This is a genomic window from Streptomyces sp. NPDC002054 (genome assembly GCF_040296685.1).
Classification (GTDB): Bacteria; Actinomycetota; Actinomycetes; order Streptomycetales; family Streptomycetaceae; genus Streptomyces.
On record NZ_JBEOXT010000008.1, the window covers coordinates 202,619 to 218,291 of the forward strand.

General features: G+C 69.1%; 13 protein-coding genes and 1 tRNA gene. 5 read left to right on the top strand and 9 right to left on the bottom strand.

Annotated elements, in window-relative coordinates; all coding sequences use genetic code 11:
- The first annotated feature begins 3 nt into the window (after positions 1 to 3).
- A complete protein-coding gene (locus ABT123_RS10180; protein ID WP_351311692.1) occupies positions 4 to 1,428 on the top strand; it encodes a pyridoxal phosphate-dependent decarboxylase family protein in 1,425 nt (474 codons plus the stop codon).
- The gene (locus ABT123_RS10185) at positions 1,425 to 2,840 is read left to right on the top strand and encodes a lysine N(6)-hydroxylase/L-ornithine N(5)-oxygenase family protein (protein ID WP_351311694.1); all 1,416 of its coding nucleotides are present in this window, start codon (positions 1,425 to 1,427) and stop codon (positions 2,838 to 2,840) included. Before ABT123_RS10180 ends, ABT123_RS10185 begins: the two co-directional genes overlap by 4 nt.
- A 35-nt stretch (positions 2,841 to 2,875) precedes the next feature.
- Here ABT123_RS10185 and ABT123_RS10190 read toward each other — a convergent pair whose 3' ends face one another.
- Positions 2,876 to 4,678 (bottom strand): bifunctional metallophosphatase/5'-nucleotidase, encoded by a 1,803-nt coding sequence (locus ABT123_RS10190; RefSeq protein WP_351311696.1) that lies wholly within the window; start codon positions 4,676 to 4,678, stop codon positions 2,876 to 2,878.
- 83 nt (positions 4,679 to 4,761) lie between these two features.
- Between ABT123_RS10190 and ABT123_RS10195 the strand changes: the two genes are divergently transcribed.
- Complete coding sequence (locus ABT123_RS10195; RefSeq protein WP_351311698.1) at positions 4,762 to 5,469, top strand: SIMPL domain-containing protein; 708 nt, start codon at positions 4,762 to 4,764, stop codon at positions 5,467 to 5,469.
- 134 nt (positions 5,470 to 5,603) lie between these two features.
- A complete protein-coding gene (gene pyk / locus ABT123_RS10200; protein ID WP_351311700.1) occupies positions 5,604 to 7,031 on the top strand; it encodes a pyruvate kinase in 1,428 nt (475 codons plus the stop codon).
- Between the two features lie 18 nt (positions 7,032 to 7,049).
- On the opposite strand, the gene ABT123_RS10205 is transcribed toward pyk, so the two are convergent.
- Positions 7,050 to 7,817 (bottom strand): helix-turn-helix domain-containing protein, encoded by a 768-nt coding sequence (locus ABT123_RS10205; protein WP_351311702.1) that lies wholly within the window; start codon positions 7,815 to 7,817, stop codon positions 7,050 to 7,052.
- A gap of 110 nt (positions 7,818 to 7,927) precedes the next feature.
- Positions 7,928 to 8,000: transfer RNA gene (locus ABT123_RS10210), tRNA-Leu, on the bottom strand.
- A 98-nt stretch (positions 8,001 to 8,098) separates the two neighbouring features.
- Between ABT123_RS10210 and ABT123_RS10215 the strand changes: the two genes are divergently transcribed.
- Positions 8,099 to 8,746, top strand: coding sequence for an ANTAR domain-containing response regulator (locus tag ABT123_RS10215; protein ID WP_351311704.1), 648 nt, complete (start codon positions 8,099 to 8,101; stop codon positions 8,744 to 8,746).
- Between the two features lie 76 nt (positions 8,747 to 8,822).
- On the opposite strand, the gene ABT123_RS10220 is transcribed toward ABT123_RS10215, so the two are convergent.
- From ABT123_RS10220 to ABT123_RS10245, 6 genes are all read right to left on the bottom strand, one after another.
- Positions 8,823 to 9,539, bottom strand: coding sequence for an ABC transporter ATP-binding protein (locus tag ABT123_RS10220; protein ID WP_351311706.1), 717 nt, complete (start codon positions 9,537 to 9,539; stop codon positions 8,823 to 8,825).
- Positions 9,536 to 10,483 (bottom strand): ABC transporter ATP-binding protein, encoded by a 948-nt coding sequence (locus ABT123_RS10225; protein WP_351311708.1) that lies wholly within the window; start codon positions 10,481 to 10,483, stop codon positions 9,536 to 9,538. Before ABT123_RS10225 ends, ABT123_RS10220 begins: the two co-directional genes overlap by 4 nt.
- A gap of 3 nt (positions 10,484 to 10,486) precedes the next feature.
- Positions 10,487 to 12,304, bottom strand: coding sequence for a branched-chain amino acid ABC transporter permease (locus ABT123_RS10230; RefSeq protein WP_351311710.1), 1,818 nt, complete (start codon positions 12,302 to 12,304; stop codon positions 10,487 to 10,489).
- A gap of 5 nt (positions 12,305 to 12,309) precedes the next feature.
- On the bottom strand, positions 12,310 to 13,239 hold the full coding sequence (locus tag ABT123_RS10235) for a branched-chain amino acid ABC transporter permease (protein ID WP_351311712.1): 930 nt from the start codon (positions 13,237 to 13,239) through the stop codon (positions 12,310 to 12,312).
- 116 nt (positions 13,240 to 13,355) lie between these two features.
- Positions 13,356 to 14,588, bottom strand: a complete 1,233-nt coding sequence (locus ABT123_RS10240; RefSeq protein ID WP_351311714.1) for a branched-chain amino acid ABC transporter substrate-binding protein — start codon at positions 14,586 to 14,588, stop codon at positions 13,356 to 13,358.
- Positions 14,589 to 14,890: 302 nt separating this feature from the next.
- Positions 14,891 to 15,574, bottom strand: coding sequence for a Tat pathway signal sequence domain protein (locus tag ABT123_RS10245; RefSeq protein WP_351311716.1), 684 nt, complete (start codon positions 15,572 to 15,574; stop codon positions 14,891 to 14,893).
- Between the last annotated feature and the right edge of the window lie 99 nt (positions 15,575 to 15,673).

The following is a 15,673-nucleotide window of genomic DNA, read 5'->3' on the forward strand; positions in this document are numbered from 1 at the left end:
CCCATGCCAGCGCACAACGGCCCGCTCCCACCCCTCGCCGGCGGAGCCCAAGGCCCTGCCGCCCTGCGCCCCCTCCTCGACACCGTCCTCGACGCCCTCCACGCCGGCGCCCGCGACCGCCACGGCCCCCTCCCCGCCGGCGGCCCCCAAGCCGTCACCGACCGCATCGCCGCGCTCGGCGACCCGCTCCCCACCACCGGCACCGGCACCGCCGAAGCCCTCAGCACCCTCGTCCACGCCCTCGCCGCCGGCTCCGCCGACCCCGCCGACCCCCTCTGCGCAGCCCACCTGCACACCCCGCCCCTCGCCCTCGCCGCCGCCGCGGACCTCGCCGCCTCCGTCCTCAACGCCTCCCTCGACTCCTGGGACCAGGCCCCCGCCGCCTCCACCCTGGAAGCCCGCCTCACCCGCGCCCTCGCCGCCGCCCTCTACCCCGGCCACCCCACCGCCGACGCCCTCCTCACCACCGGCGGCACCGAGTCCAACCAGCTCGCCCTGCTCCTCGCCCGGGAACGCCACGGCCCCGCCCTCACCGTGCTGCACGGCGCCAACGCCCACCACTCCATCCCCCGCGCCGCCTGGCTCCTCGGCCTCCCCACCCCCCGCACCCTCCCCACCCCCACCGGCATCCTCGACCCCGCCACCCTCGACCGGGCCCTCACCGAGCAGGCCCTCGCCGGCCACCCCGGCCCCACCCTCGTCACCGCCACCGCCGGCACCACCGACGCCGGCCTCATCGACCCCCTCGACGCCCTCGCCGACGTATGCGACCGGCACCACGCCGACCTCCACATCGACGCCGCATACGGCGGAGCCCTCGCCCTCAGCTCGGACCCCCGCCACCGCACCCCCCTGCACGGCATCGAACGCGCCCGCTCGCTCACCCTCGACCTGCACAAACTCGGCTGGCAGCCGATCGCCGCCGGACTCCTCGCGGTCCCCGAGGACACACTCCTCGCCCCCCTCGCCCACCAGGCCGACTACCTCAACGCCACCGACGACACCGAAGCCGGCCTCCCCGACCTCCTCGGCCGCTCCCTGCGCACCACCCGCCGCGCCGACGCCCTCAAGATCGCGGCCACCTTCCGCGCCCTCGGCCGGAACGGCCTCGCCCAGCTCATCGACAGCACCCTCGAAGCCGCCCGCCGGCTCGCCCGACTCCTCGAAGCCGACCCCCGCTTCGAACTCCACTCGGCGCCCACCCTCAGCACCGTCCTCTTCCGGCCCGCCGGCGCCCGCGACGAAGACCTCGCCGCCCTCCGCCGCAGCCTCCTCCACGGCGGCCACGCCGTCCTCGGCCGGGCCACCGCCGACGGCCGCCTCTGGCTCAAGGCCACCCTCCTCAACCCCCACACCACGGCAGCGGACCTGGACACGCTGGTGCGCGTCCTGGGACACGTCCCGGAAGCGGAAGGTACCCACCGATGACCGCCCAGCTCGATGCACCCCACGACCTCGTCGGAATCGGCATCGGCCCTTTCAACCTCTCCCTCGCCGCCCTCGCCCACGGCCTCCAGCAGCGCGAATGGTCAGGCAGCGGCCTCGACACCGCCTTCTACGACCAGTCCCGCCACTTCCGCTGGCACCCCGGACTCCTCATCGACGGAGCCACCCTCCAGGTCCCCTTCCTCGCCGACCTCGTCACCCTCGCCGACCCCACCAGCCCCTGGACCTTCCTCAACTACCTGAAGCACAAGGAACGCCTCTTCCCCTTCTACTTCGCCGAGCACTTCCACATCCAGCGCGCCGAATACGACGCCTACTGCCGCTGGGTCGCCGACCGGCTCCCCGGACTCCACTTCGGCCACCAGGTCGACGCCGTCCGCTGGAACCCCGAACACGACGTCTTCGAAGTCGACTTCACCCAACTCGACGCCGACGGCGAAGCCGAAGCCCTCGGCCGCACCCACACCCGCCACCTCGCCCTCGGAGTCGGCACCGCCCCCTACATCCCCGAGCCGCTCCGCCCCCTCGCCGAAGCCCCCACCGTCCCCGTCATCCACTCCGCCGAATACCTCGACAACCGCGCCCGCATCCTCGGCGCCGAACACGTCACCGTCATCGGATCAGGCCAGTCCGGCGCCGAGATCTTCCTCGACCTGCTCCGCTCCCGCCCCGCCGGCCGCGAACGCCTCACCTGGCTCGCCCGCACCCCCTCCTTCGCCCCCATGGAGTACTCCAAGCTCGGCCTCGAACACTTCACCCCCGACTACACCCACTACTTCCACGCCCTCCCCGAACCCGTCCGCGACCAGCTCGTCCCCGCCCAATGGCAACTCCACAAGGGCATCGACGCCGACACCATCGCCGCCATCCACGAGGAGCTCTACCGCCGCACCCTCCACGGCGGTTGGCCCGACGCCGTCCTCACCCCCGGCGTCACCGTCCGCACCGCCGGCCGCCTCGCCACCACCAAGGTCGAACTCCACCTCGAACACACCCAGCAGGGCACCCGCTCCCGGCTCACCACCGACGCCGTGGTCCTCGCCACCGGCTACCGGGAACGACCGCTCAGCCCGCTGCTGGCCGGCCTCGACCCCTACCTCCGCAGGGACTCCGCCGACCGCCCCCGCATCGATCGCAACCACCGCATGATCCTCGACCCCGCCGTCACCGGATCCGTCTTCGTCCAGAACGGCGAACGCCACACCCACGGCGTCGGCGCCCCCGACCTCGGCCTCGCCGCCTGGCGCAGCGCAGCCATCCTCAACACCCTCACCGGCAAAGACCCCTACCCCCAGCCGGCCCGCACCGCCTTCACCACCTTCGGCCTCGACCAGCGGGAACAGCACCGCCCACCGGCAGCCGGCGAACTGCTCCCACTCGTCGAACACTTCTGATCCCGGACGGACAGAACCGACAGGACCGACAGGACCTAGAAGACCGGCACCCCGGCCCGCGTCAGCCGCCAGTCCACCGAAGCGAACTGCGCCGGATCCACCGTCCCCTTCGCCTTCACCCACTGAATGATCGTGTTACGGATTTCATCCGAGTTCGCCCACAACTGCCGGGCCCCCGCCACATGCGGGAACGCCCCGCCACCGGACGCCCGGTAGTTGTTCACCGCCAGCACGAACTGCGCCGCCGGATCCACCGGACCGCCCCGGAACGACAACCCGGTGATCCGCGACCCCACCGGCTGCGCAATGTCGATCTCGTACGTCAGCCCGTACACCGCGTCATAGTTGTAGTCCGGCGTGCCCTCCGCGTTCGTCAGCTTCGCCGGATCCACCGGAACATCCGGCGCCGTCCGCACGAAATACCGAGCCGAATACTCCAGATAGTCCTTCAGCTGGGCACCCGTCAGCAGCCGCGCCTCCAGCGTGTTCTCGAACGGATACAGGCCCGCCGCATCCCGGATCGTCACCTGCCCCGCCGGAATCGCCGCCGTCCGCGAGAAACACGACGCCTGCGACAGCACCGGCAGCGCCGCCCACTCCGAACCGGCCAGCGCCCCCTTCACCGTCTCCGCCTGCACATGGTTGATCAGATCGATGATCGCCACGTCCTTGACCGGACCCTCGGCCGACACCATCGCCTGCGTGGACGTCCCGATCACCTGGTTCACGTACGCCACCACCTTGTGGTGCTCGTCCGACAACAACCGCGTGATCTTCGGGTCCTCCGCGACCGTGTTCGAGTTCAGCACCTTCGCCGACACCCGCTCCACCGTCCACCGGCCCTGCGACCACACCAGCTCGAAATCGAACAGCGTCAGCCGCTGCCCCCACTTCAACGGCTCCGACAGCACCACATCCTTGCCCGTCGCCTTGTTCTTCACCCGGTACTCGGGAATCTCCGTGTGCGCATGCCCCACCAGGATCGCGTCGATCCCCGGCACCTGCTCCGCGACCAGACCCGCCGCATTCTCCACATACGGCAGCTGATCCCCGTACGAAGACGTCCCGCTCGAACCCGAATGCGCCGACACGATCACCACATCAGCGCCCAGCGACCGAAGCCGCGGCACATACTTCGCCGCCTGCTCCTCCAGCCCCGGGAAAGTCATCTTCCCCTGAACATTCGCCTTGTCCCAGATCGCAATCCCCGGATTCGTCAGACCCAGCACCGCCACCTTCACATCCCGCCCGCACGGCGTCCGCAGCCGGTGCATGCTGTACGGCGGAAACGCCGGCCGCGCCGTCTTCGCATCCAGCGCATTCGCCCCCAGCAGCGGGAAATCACACTGCTCCTCGAACTTCCGCAACACCGGAATGCCGTAATTGAACTCGTGGTTCCCCAACGCCGCCGCGTCATAGCCGATCGCATTCATCGCCTGCGCCATCGGATGCACCGGACCACGCCGCGCCGTGATCGGATCCACCTTCGCGTAGTAGTACGACAACTGGGTGCCCTGGATCGTGTCACCCGCATCGATCAGCAGCGTATTCCGCCGCCCCTTCTCCGCACGCACCTGCTCCACCAGCGTCGAGATCTTCGCCAGACCGACGTCGTTGTGCGCCTTGTCGTCGAACTCTTTGTCCGTGAAGTAGTCCCAGTTGAAGACATTCCCGTGCAGATCGGTCGTACCCATCACCGTGAACGAGTACCTCCGCGGCGGCCTGCCACCGTGCGCGGTGGCGGCAGCGGCAGCCGGCGCAGCCGCGCCCCCCGCCAGCGCAACGGCCGCACCCGTGGCGGCCGTGGTCCCCAGAAACGTCCTGCGATCGAACGCCATGCCATCTCCCCTTTGAGGCGTGAACACTGAACAACGCGCGTAGATTCTGCCCCCCAACGAGTGACAGTGCGAGAGTGATGTTCATGACCTCAGACGCAGCGCCCGCCCAGCCCTACGGAACCCCCGAAGTGCCCCGCGTCGCCGTCCGCGGCGAGGCCCACCTCGAAGTCGACCCCGAAATCGCCCGCATCGGCATCAGCGTCAGCGCCCGCGGCACCGACCGCCGTACCGCCCTCGAAGACCTCACCCGCCGCAACAACGCCGTCCTCGACCTCATCAAGAGCTACGGCGACCCCGTGGAAAAGCTCGAAACGGGAGCCTTCTCCATCACCCCCGAACTCACCCGCCACGGCCGCGGCGAACGCATCCGCGCCTACCACGGACGCGTCCACATCACCGCCGAACTCAACGACTTCACCGCCCTCGGCGAACTCACCACCCGCCTCGCCGACCTCGACCTCACCCGCATCGACGGCCCCTGGTGGGCCCTGCGCCCCGACTCGCCCGCCCACGGCCAAGCCCGCCGCCAAGCCGTCCTCGAAGCCGTCCAACGCGCCCGCGAATACGCCGAAGCCCTCGGCGCCCGCCTCGCCGCCCTCGTCGAACTCGCCGACCTCGGCGCCGAGAACGCCGCCCCCGTCGCCATGGCCGCCCAAGGCGGCATGCTCCGCTCCATGGCCTACGGAGCCACCGAAGAAGCCGCCGCACCCCCGCTCGACCTCGAACCCCAGCGCCAGACCGTCTACGCCCAGGTCAACGCCCGCTTCACCATGACCCCGCCACAGCTCTGACACACCGCCCGGGGGTGCTCATCAGAGCACCCCCGCGCCCATTCAATACATGTCAACAAGCTTTCGCCCAAAGGTTGTTGGACGGACACCCGCACCCCATTTCCTACCGCCCGGTAGGGCATACCCTCGGCCCCATGCGCCGAGCAAAAATCGTATGTACCCTGGGCCCCGCCACCGCCTCATACGACCAGATCAAGGCCCTGGTCGAAGCCGGAATGGACATCGCCCGCCTCAACCTCAGCCACGGCACCTACGCCGAACACGAGGAGCGCTACCAGCGCGTGCGAAAGGCCTCCGACGAGACCGGCCACAGCGTCGGCATCCTCGCCGACCTTCAAGGCCCGAAGATCCGACTCGGCCGCTTCCGCGAAGGCCCCGTACTCCTTGAACGCGGCGACGAGTTCACCATCACCGTCGAAGACATCGAAGGCGACCGCCACATCTGCGGCACCACCTACGACGGCCTCGCCGACGACGTCACCACCGGCGAACGCATCCTCGTCGACGACGGCCGCGTCACCCTCCAGGTCACCGCCATCGAAGGCCCCCGCGTCCACACCACCGTCATCGAAGGCGGCATGGTCTCCGACCACAAAGGCCTCAACCTCCCCGGCGTCGCCGTCTCCGTCCCCGCCCTCTCCACCAAGGACGTCGAAGACCTCCGCTGGGCCCTGCGCACCGGCGCCGACGTGATCGCCCTCTCCTTCGTACGCAGCGCCGACGACATCACCGACGTCCACCGCATCATGGCCGAGGAAGGCCGCCGCCTCCCCGTCATCGCCAAGATCGAAAAGCCCCAGGCCGTCGAGAACATCGACGAGATCGTCGCCGCCTTCGACGGCATCATGGTCGCCCGCGGCGACCTCGGCGTCGAAATGCCCCTCGAACTCGTCCCCATCGTCCAAAAGCGCGCCATCAAGCTCGCCAAGCGCAACGCCAAACCCGTCATCGTCGCCACCCAGATGCTCGACTCGATGATCGACAACTCCCGCCCCACCCGCGCCGAAGCCTCCGACGTCGCCAACGCCATCATCGACGGCACCGACGCCGTCATGCTTTCGGGCGAAACCAGCGTCGGCAAACACCCCGTCGAAACCGTCCGCACCATGTCCCGCATCGTGGCCGCCGCCGAAGAGGACATCCTCGCCAAGGGCCTCCCGCCGCTCACCGAACGGAACAAGCCCCGGACCCAGGGCGGGGCGGTCGCCCGCGCCGCGGCCGAAATGGGCGACTTCCTCGGCGCGAAATTCCTGGTCGCCTTCACCCAGAGCGGCGACACCGTCCGCCGACTCTCCCGCTACCGCTCACCGATCCCCCTCCTGGCCTTCACCCCCGAGCCGGCCACCCGCTCCCAGCTCAACCTCACTTGGGGCGTGGAAACCTTCCTCGGGCCGCACGTGGACTCCACCGACGCGATGGTCGCCCAGGTCGACGAGGAACTCCTGCGGATCGGCCGCTGCGTCCCGGGCGACGTGGTCGTCATCACCGCCGGCTCCCCGCCCGGCGTCCCCGGCTCCACAAACCTGGTCCGCGTCCACCACATCGGCGACACGCTCCGCTGACCCATCCGGGCCCCGGGCTCAGTGCTTGGGGCCGACGTGGGTGTCCATAAGGGCGACCGAGTCTTTGCGAGCGACGCTCACATTGAAGGGGTCGCTACCCCTGGCCAGGACCGTCCACTGGACGCCGACCGCGGTGAGCGTGTCCGTGCAGAGCTTCCGGATGTCGTCGGACTTGTTGGTGAAGAAGTACCGGGGGTACTCGTAGCGCTTGCCGTTGCGGACGGTCCAGTTGGTGATCCGACACCCGTCGGAATGGATCAGCCCCCGGATGAACTCCCAGGGGTGGGCGTCCACGATCTCCTGCTGCCATGGCTCGAGCGCGATGCGCCGCTCGTGCTTCTTGCCCGGCCCGTGCTGCGGAAACATGCAGGTCCAGTGCTGCGTATAGGACTTGACCTCCACGCAGCCCTTGTTGATCCGTCTGTTCACCGCAGGCATGGCCATCACGCGATGCATCGCCCGTTCGGCTTGGTCGACGAGGCCGGGCCAGGAGCGGGTGCAGTAGATGGAGAGGTGGTGCTGCTTCCGCTTCGAGATGATGTGGCCGTCGCCGAGGTACAGCCCGAGAAGGTACGCGTAGGCGGCGTGGTCGAACTCGCCGCCCGTGCACCTCGGGCAGTCGTGGGGCCGGACGTACGTTTCGCCGCGGGCCTTGCGGTCCTGATGGCGCCACCACCCGACCGTGCCGCGAGGCACGTTGAGACGTTCGGCCACCGTGCGGTTGGGGACGCCTCGGCGGAGGAGGGCGAGGGCTTCCTCGCGTACCGAAGGATTGTGCTGCTCCATGCTCGAAGGCTCGCCCGGGATTCGCTCTCACGCGGGGGCCTCGAAGATCTGTTCACCGTGACGAGTGAAGATCCCCAATCGGGCGCAGATCCTTGAAATCGAAGGAGAAGTACCCCGGGTCGGATTCGAACCGACGCTGTATGGGTTTTGAATCCATGGCCTCTACCGCTGGGCTACCGGGGCCCCTTCGAAACGAAGGGTACACAACACCCTCCGTGCTCCAAACATACAGGAGCTAGGTAGGCTCATGTAGCAGCACCTGCCCTGAACGAGGAGCCCGAGTGACCGCCCCCGAGACCCCCACGCCCGACGCCGACCAGTCGCATGTCCCCCCGCTGACGACCCGCGTCGTCATCGCCGAGGACGAGGCGCTCATCCGGCTCGACCTCAAGGAGATGCTGGAGGAGGAGGGCTACTCCGTCGTCGGTGAGGCCGGCGATGGGCAGACGGCCGTGGAGCTGGCGCGGGAGCACCGGCCCGATCTGGTGATCCTCGATGTGAAGATGCCCGTCCTCGACGGGATCTCCGCGGCCGAGAAGATCGCCGAGGAGTCCATCGCCCCCGTCCTCATGCTCACCGCGTTCTCGCAGCGCGACCTCGTCGAGCGGGCCCGGGACGCCGGTGCCATGGCGTACCTGGTGAAGCCGTTCAGCAAGAGCGATGTCGTGCCCGCCATCGAGATGGCGGTGTCGCGGTTCTCGGAGCTGAAGGCGCTGGAGAAGGAGGTCGCCGACCTCTCGCAGCGGCTGGAGACGCGGAAGCTGGTCGACCGGGCGAAGAGCGTGCTGCAGACGCAGTACGGGCTGACCGAGCCGGCCGCGTTCCGGTGGATCCAGAAGACGTCCATGGACCGGCGGATGTCCATGCAGCAGGTGGCCGAGGCCGTCATCGAGGACGCCGAGGAGAAGAAGAACGCCGCCAAGGGGTGACCTTGGGCAACGCGCGAGGCCCGGCTCCCCCGAGGGAGCCGGGCCTCAGTCGTGCGGCGGCCTGGGCGGCGGGAGGTCAGTCCTCGCCGAGGTAGGCCTTGCGGACGTCCTCGTTGGTGAGGAGGTCGCGGCCCTGGCCGGACAGGACGACCTTGCCGATCTCCATGACGTGGCCCTGGTCGGCCAGCGAGAGCGCGGCCTGCGCGTTCTGCTCGACCAGCAGGATGGTGGTCCCGGAGGCCTTGAGTTCGCTGATGGTCGCCATGATCTTCTGCATCATCAGCGGGGACAGGCCCATGGAGGGCTCGTCGAGCATCAGCAGCTTCGGCTGGGACATGAGCGCACGGCCCATGGCCAGCATCTGCTGCTCGCCGCCCGAGAGGGTGCCGGCCGCCTGCTTGCGGCGCTCGCCCAGGATCGGGAAGAGATCGTAGGCGCGCTGGACGTCCCGGTTGATGCCGTCCTTGTCCTTGCGGAGGAAGGCGCCGAGGAGCAGGTTGTCCTCGATCGTCATGCGCGGGAAGATGTGCCGCCCCTCGGGGGAGTGGGCGAGTCCGAGCGAGACGATCTGGTGGGCGGGGACCTTCTTGAGGGACCGGCCGTTGAACTTGATCTGGCCGCCCTTGGGCTTGATCAGGCCGGAGAGGGTCCGCAGGGTGGTGGTCTTGCCTGCGCCGTTGGTGCCGATGAGGGTGACGACCTGGCCGGCTTCGACCTTGAAGGAGATGCCCTTGACGGCTTCGATCTTGCCGTAGGCGACGCGGAGGTCCTCGACCTCCAGGAGTGCGGTCACTTGGCCTCTCCGTCCGTGCTGGTGGTGCTGTCCGCCGCGGTGTCCGCCGGGGCGTCCGCCGGGGTGTCGTCCGCGGTGTCCGCGGGGGCGGACTCCTCGGCGATGGCTTCGGCGGCTTCGATCTCCGCGGCTTCGACCTCGGCGGCTTCTTCGGCGCCGGGGGCGCCTTCGAAGGGTTCGCCGAGGTAGGCGGCGACGACGCGCTCGTCGCTCTGGACCTCGGTGGCGGTGCCTTCGATGAGCTTTTCGCCCTGGACGAGGCAGGCGACGCGGTCGCAGAGGTTGAAGATGAAGCGCATGTCGTGCTCGATGACGAGGACGGCGATGCCCTGGTCCCGGATGGCGAAGATGAGTTCTTCGGTGGCCCGGGTTTCCTGCGGGTTCATGCCGGCGGTGGGCTCGTCCAGGAGGATGAGGCCGGGGTCGCTGGCGAGGGCGCGGGCGATTTCGAGCTTGCGCTGGTCGCCGTACGGCAGGTTGCGGGCGAGGTGCTCGGCCTTGTCGGCGAGGCCGATGAAGTCGAGGAGCTCCATGGCCTTGTCGCGGCTGGCGGCTTCTTCTTTGTGGAAGCCGGGCAGGCGCAGGAGGGCGGACCAGAGGCCTTCGCGGGTGCGGGTGTGGCGTCCGACGAGCACGTTTTCCAGGACCGTCATGTTGTTGAAGAGACGGATGTTCTGGAAGGTGCGGGCGATGCCGGCCGCGGTGACCTTGAAGGACTTGGGGGGCAGGACCGTGCCCTTGTACCGGACTTCGCCCTCGGTGGGGATGTAGAGGCCGGTGAGGCAGTTGAAGAAGGTGGTCTTGCCGGCGCCGTTGGGGCCGATGAGGCCGACGATCTCGCCGCTGTTGACGGTGAGGTCGACGTTCTTGACGGCGGTGAGGCCGCCGAAGCGCATGGTGACGCCGCGGGCGTCCAGGACCGTTTCGGTCGTGGTGGTCGTCATGGGTCAGGCCCCTGTCTTGCCGAGGACTGTGGGCGCTTCGAGGTCCTTGTGGAGCTCGAGCTGGTTGCGCCGGTTGGGGATGAGGCCCTCGGGGCGCAGGCGCATCAGGATGACGAGCGCGATACCGAAGGCGAGGAGCTGGAACTCGCCGAGCGACTGGAGCTTGTTGGGGAGCAGGAAGAGCAGTGCTCCGCCGACGAGGGGTCCGGAGATGGTGCCCATGCCGCCGAGGACGACTGCGGCGAGCAGGAAGGCGGAGTTCGGCGGGACGGCGTTGGCGAACACGTACTGGTCGGGGGTGACCGTGTAGTTGACGTGTGCCTGGACGGCTCCGGCGAAGCCGGCGAGGGTGGCGCCGAGGGCGAAGGCGATGAGCTTGACGCGGAAGCCGTTGATGCCCATGGCTTCGGCGGCGGTTTCGTCTTCGCGGATGGCGACCCAGGCGCGGCCGATGCGGGATTCGGCGCTCCGGCGGAAGACCAGGACCACCAGGAGGGTGATCAGGAGCATCAGCAGGAAGTAGTTGGCGAAGCGGCCGATGGTGAATCCGGCGAGGGTGTGGGGGGCGCCGAAGTCGAAGCCGAAGAGGTTGATGTTGGGGATGCCGGCGATGCCGTTGGGGCCGTTGGTGACGTCGGGGCCGGAGACACCGTCGAGGTTGTTCATCGAGATGCGGAAGATCTCTCCGAAGCCGAGGGTGACGATGGCCAGGTAGTCGCCGCGGAGGCGCAGGGTGGGGGCGCCGATGAGGACGCCGAAGACCATGGAGGCGGCGGCGCCGATGAGGAGTGCGGCCCAGAAGGGGAAGTGCACGCCGAAGGGGGAGTTGGGGGAGCCGGAGACCAGGGCCGCGGTGTAGGCGCCGACGCCGAGGAAGGCGACGTAGCCGAGGTCGAGGAGGCCGGTGAGGCCGACGACGATGTTCAGGCCGAGGGCGACGGTGGCGAAGATGAGGATGTTGACGCCGAGGGTCGCGTACTGGTCGTCGGTCTGGGTGAGGGGGAAGGCGGCTGCCGCGACGAAGGCGCCGATGAGGGCGACGTTGCGGTGCTTGGTGGTGAGGGTGGTGAAGCGGGCGACGAGGCCGGCCTTGTTGAGGGCGGCGAAGCCGAAGCCTGCGGTGATGAGGAAGCCGATGAAGAGTTCCTGGTACGGGGTGGTGATGCCGTACGTGAAGACGCCGAGGCCGAAGGCCAGGACGGCGGCGATGATCAGGATCTCGACGGAGGCGGGGAGGGCGCGGGCCGGGGTGGGGGTGCCGGCGGCGAAGGCGGCCTTGGCGGTGGTCCACCGGTTGGCGGCGCCGTGCTTGAACTGGTCCCAGGGGCCGTCGTCGGGGTCGGCCGCTTCGAGCGCGGGGCGCTTGAAGGGCAGGGCGAGGGCGCCGAGGAGGGTGATGAGGGTGGTGAGGGCGACGACGGCGCCGCCGGGCTCGAGGTCGACGAGGGCGCCGAGCTTGAGCACGATGGCGATGATCGTGTACCAGGCGGTGGCGAACGCGGCGAGGGCGGAGAGCCGGATGGCCGCGTCGGTGCCGGCGGGGGCGAGCCAGCCCAGGCCCTTGACTCCGTAGGAGGCGAGGCCGAAGAGGGTGGTGAGGGCGCCGCCGACGAGGACGAGCCACTGGAGGCCGCCGGGGTATCCGTAGACGGTGAGGTCGCCGGGGAAGGCGGCGGTCCACGTCCAGGAGAGGAAGCAGGAGGCGACGGTGAGGAGGCCGCCTGCGGTGGCGAGGGCGCGGGCCGTCTTCTCGGGGATGCCGATGAAGCCCTTGTCGTCTGCCGTGGTGGTCTTTGCGGTGTCCGCGGTGATGGTCGTCATGGTTCTCACGCCCTGTCCGCCACGCGCTCACCCAGCAGGCCTTGTGGCCGGAAGAGGAGCACGAGGATGAGGAGGACGAACGCCCAGGTGTTGCCCCAGGACTGTCCGCCGAGCTGCGACATGCCGGGAATCTCGTCGATGTAGACGGTGGTGAGGGTCTCGGCGAGGCCGAGGACCAGGCCGCCGATCATCGCGCCGTAGATGTTCCCGATGCCGCCGAGAACGGCGGCGGTGAAGGCCTTGAGGCCGAGGATGAAGCCCATCCGGTAGTTGACCTCGCCGTACTTGAGGCCGTAGGCGACGGCTCCGACGGCGGCGAAGGCCGCGCCGAGGGCGAACGCGACCGTGATGATGCGGTCGGTGTTGATGCCCATGAGCTTTGCGGTGTCCGGGTCCTGGGCGGTGGCCTGCATGCCGCGGCCGGTGCGGGTCTTCTTGACGAAGAAGCCGAGGAACGCCATGGAGATGGGGGCGGCGATCAGCAGGAAGAGGTCACCGGTCTGGATGGTGATGCTGCCGAGGTGGAAGGGGCCGCCGGGGATCTCGGGGAAGACGATGGAGGACCGCGCGTCGGGGTACCAGGCCCATACGGCCTGCTGGAGGACGATGGAGAGGCCGATGGCGGTGATGAGTGGTGCGAGCCGTGGCGCGCTGCGGAGTGGCCGGTAGGCGAAGCGTTCTGCTCCGACGGCTATGAGGGTGGCGACGATGATGGCGCCTATGAGCATGAGCGGCAGTGCGACCCACATGGTGGTGCCGCCCGGAAGCATCAGCCAGACCGTGAGGGCTCCGAATCCTCCGACCATGAAGATCTCGCCGTGGGCGAAGTTGATGAGCTGGACGATGCCATAGACCATCGTGTAGCCGATGGCGACGAGCCCGTACATGGATCCCAGTAGCAGGCCGTTGACCAGCTGTTGCGGCAGTTCGTGCACCGCAGTCCTCCGAGTCTTTCGACGGATGTGACACCGCGCGGGGCGCTTGATGTTGCGCGCCCCGCGCGGCAGGTGTGGGTGGGGTGCCAGCCGCTCAGTGGGCTAGCGGGTGGGGGTCAGCCGCCGTAGGTTCCGGACTCGACGGACTTCCACTCGGTGCCCTCGACCTTGTAGACGGTGAGCTGCTTGTTGGTGGCGTCGCCGAACTCGTCGAAGGAGACCTTGCCGGTCACGCCCTCGAAGGAGACGCCCTGGACGGCCTCGAGGACCTTGGCGCGGGCGCCGTCGGGGAGCTTGCCGCCGTTGCCTTCGACGACCTTCTTGACGGCCTCGATGACCGCCCAGGCGGAGTCGTAGGAGTAGCCGCCGTAGGCCGCGAACGGGTCCTTGAAGTTGGCCTTCTCGTAGTTGGCGATGAAGTCCTTGGCCGAGGGGAGGGTCTCGACCGGGGCACCGACGGAGGTGGCGAGGTCGCCGGCCGCGCCGGCGCCGGCCAGCTCGACGTACTTCTTGTCGTAGATGCCGTCGCCGCCGACCAGCGGGATGTTGGCGCCGGCCGCCTTGATCTGCTTGCTGAGCGGGCCGGCCGCCGGGTACTCGCCGCCGTAGTAGACGACGTCGGCGCCGGAGCTCTTGACCTGGGTCACGATCGCGGAGAAGTCCTTGCTCTCCGGGTCGATGTGGCCCTCGCCGGCGACGGCGCCGCCGAGCTTGGTGAACTCGCCCTTGAAGGTGCCGGCGAGGCCTGCGCCGTAGGTCTTCTTGTCATCGATGATGAAGACCTTCTTCTTGCCCGCCTTGTTGAAGAGGTACTGCGCCGCGAACGGGCCCTGGATGGCGTCCGTGGTGGCGGTGCGGAAGTAGCTCTTGTAGGAGCGGGTCTTCTGGCCCTCGGCCCACTTGGGGCCCTGGGTCAGGGACGGGCTGGTGTTGGCCGGGGAGATCTGGGCCAGCTTCGCGTCGTCGAAGACCTTCTGCATGGACTCGGAGACCGAGGAGTTCAGCGGGCCGACGACGCCGAGGACGTCCTTGTTGGCGACGAGCTTGGTGGCGTTCTGCTGGCCGGAGGAGGCCTGCGCCTGGTCGTCGAGGGCCTCGATCTTGAAGGTGACGCCCTTGACGTACTTCTTCTCGTTGGCCGTGCGGGCTGCGAGGTCGGCGGAGTTCTTGATGCCGAGGCCGAGGGCGGAGAGGTCACCGGTCAGCGGGGCGTCTACGCCGATGACGACCGTGACGTCGCCGGCGCTGTCGCCGGCCTTGTTGCCCTCGTCGCGCGATCCACAGGCGGTGAGCGTGAGGGCTCCCGCGGCGAGTGCGGCGGTCACGGCAATGAGCTTACGTTGACGCACGAGCAGTCCTTTCCAGGCACGGCGTCCCCCCTGGGACGCACCGAGTCGATCGCGGGAAACCGAACTGGAAGGAATCCGCCGGTGGTCGCGGTGACTGGCCGTGACTCTAGGCGGCGGACCGGAGGATATGGAGGGCTCAGGCCAATGATGTGACTCTCTTGTTATGCCACGGCGTAATACATAGCGGATCTGTGGGGGTGGAACGGGGGAATTCCGGGCGGTTCGTCGTGTCTGCATAGTGAGACGGGCATGAGTGTCGGCTGGTTTTAGTCCTGACATCCCAGGCGTCTGGCGGGTTTTGGTCATGACTTCTCGGGTAGGGGTCGGTCTCGATCTGCGGGACACGCCGTGGTCAGGGCGGCGGAAAGGTCCGCCGCATACCGGTCACCGAGGATGTAACTGTGCGCCTCTTTCTGGCGCTCATTACTCAGGGTTACTTCCAGAAATGGGAGCCCGGAATTCCGTGCTACATGCACGCAATCGGCCACTCGAATCTCGACGATCACTTCCCGGGCCTCGCCGGTGGCCACGACCACGGGCAGGGTGGGGCGGATCGTCACGCCCAGTGCTCGGGAGGGCTGGCTGATGGCCTCCACGGTCACGGGCGGCCCGCCGGAGGTACGGATACGGACGGTGAAGGCGAAGGCGGTGTCGGCGGAGGTCGCGGCCACCGGGTCCCCATACCGGAGCGAGACCCGCTGGGAGGGTGCTGCCGGGGGTAACGGCTCGGCGGGCGGGGCGGGCGCGGGCCGGGCCCAGAGGTAACCGGCGAGCCCACCGGCCGAGGCGGCGACGAAGGCGACCGGCAGGACGAGGCGGCGGCGGGAGGGGGACAGGAAGGCGAGGGCGCGGGGCGGACGGGGGAGCGGGACCAGCCGCTCCGCGGTCCCCTCACCGGGCTCGATCGGCCCGATGCCACCCGTGCCGGAGCTGCCTGCGTCGCCCGCGTCGGGGCCGCCCGTGCCGCCGCTGCCTGTGTGGCTCATCCCCAGGGCCCGCCGGTCGGGGGAACGGTGAGGGCGGCTGCCGCGCATGCCGCGCGGGCCGCCGTCGAGCCCCGCGCCGGTGCCGGTCCCGTACCCATG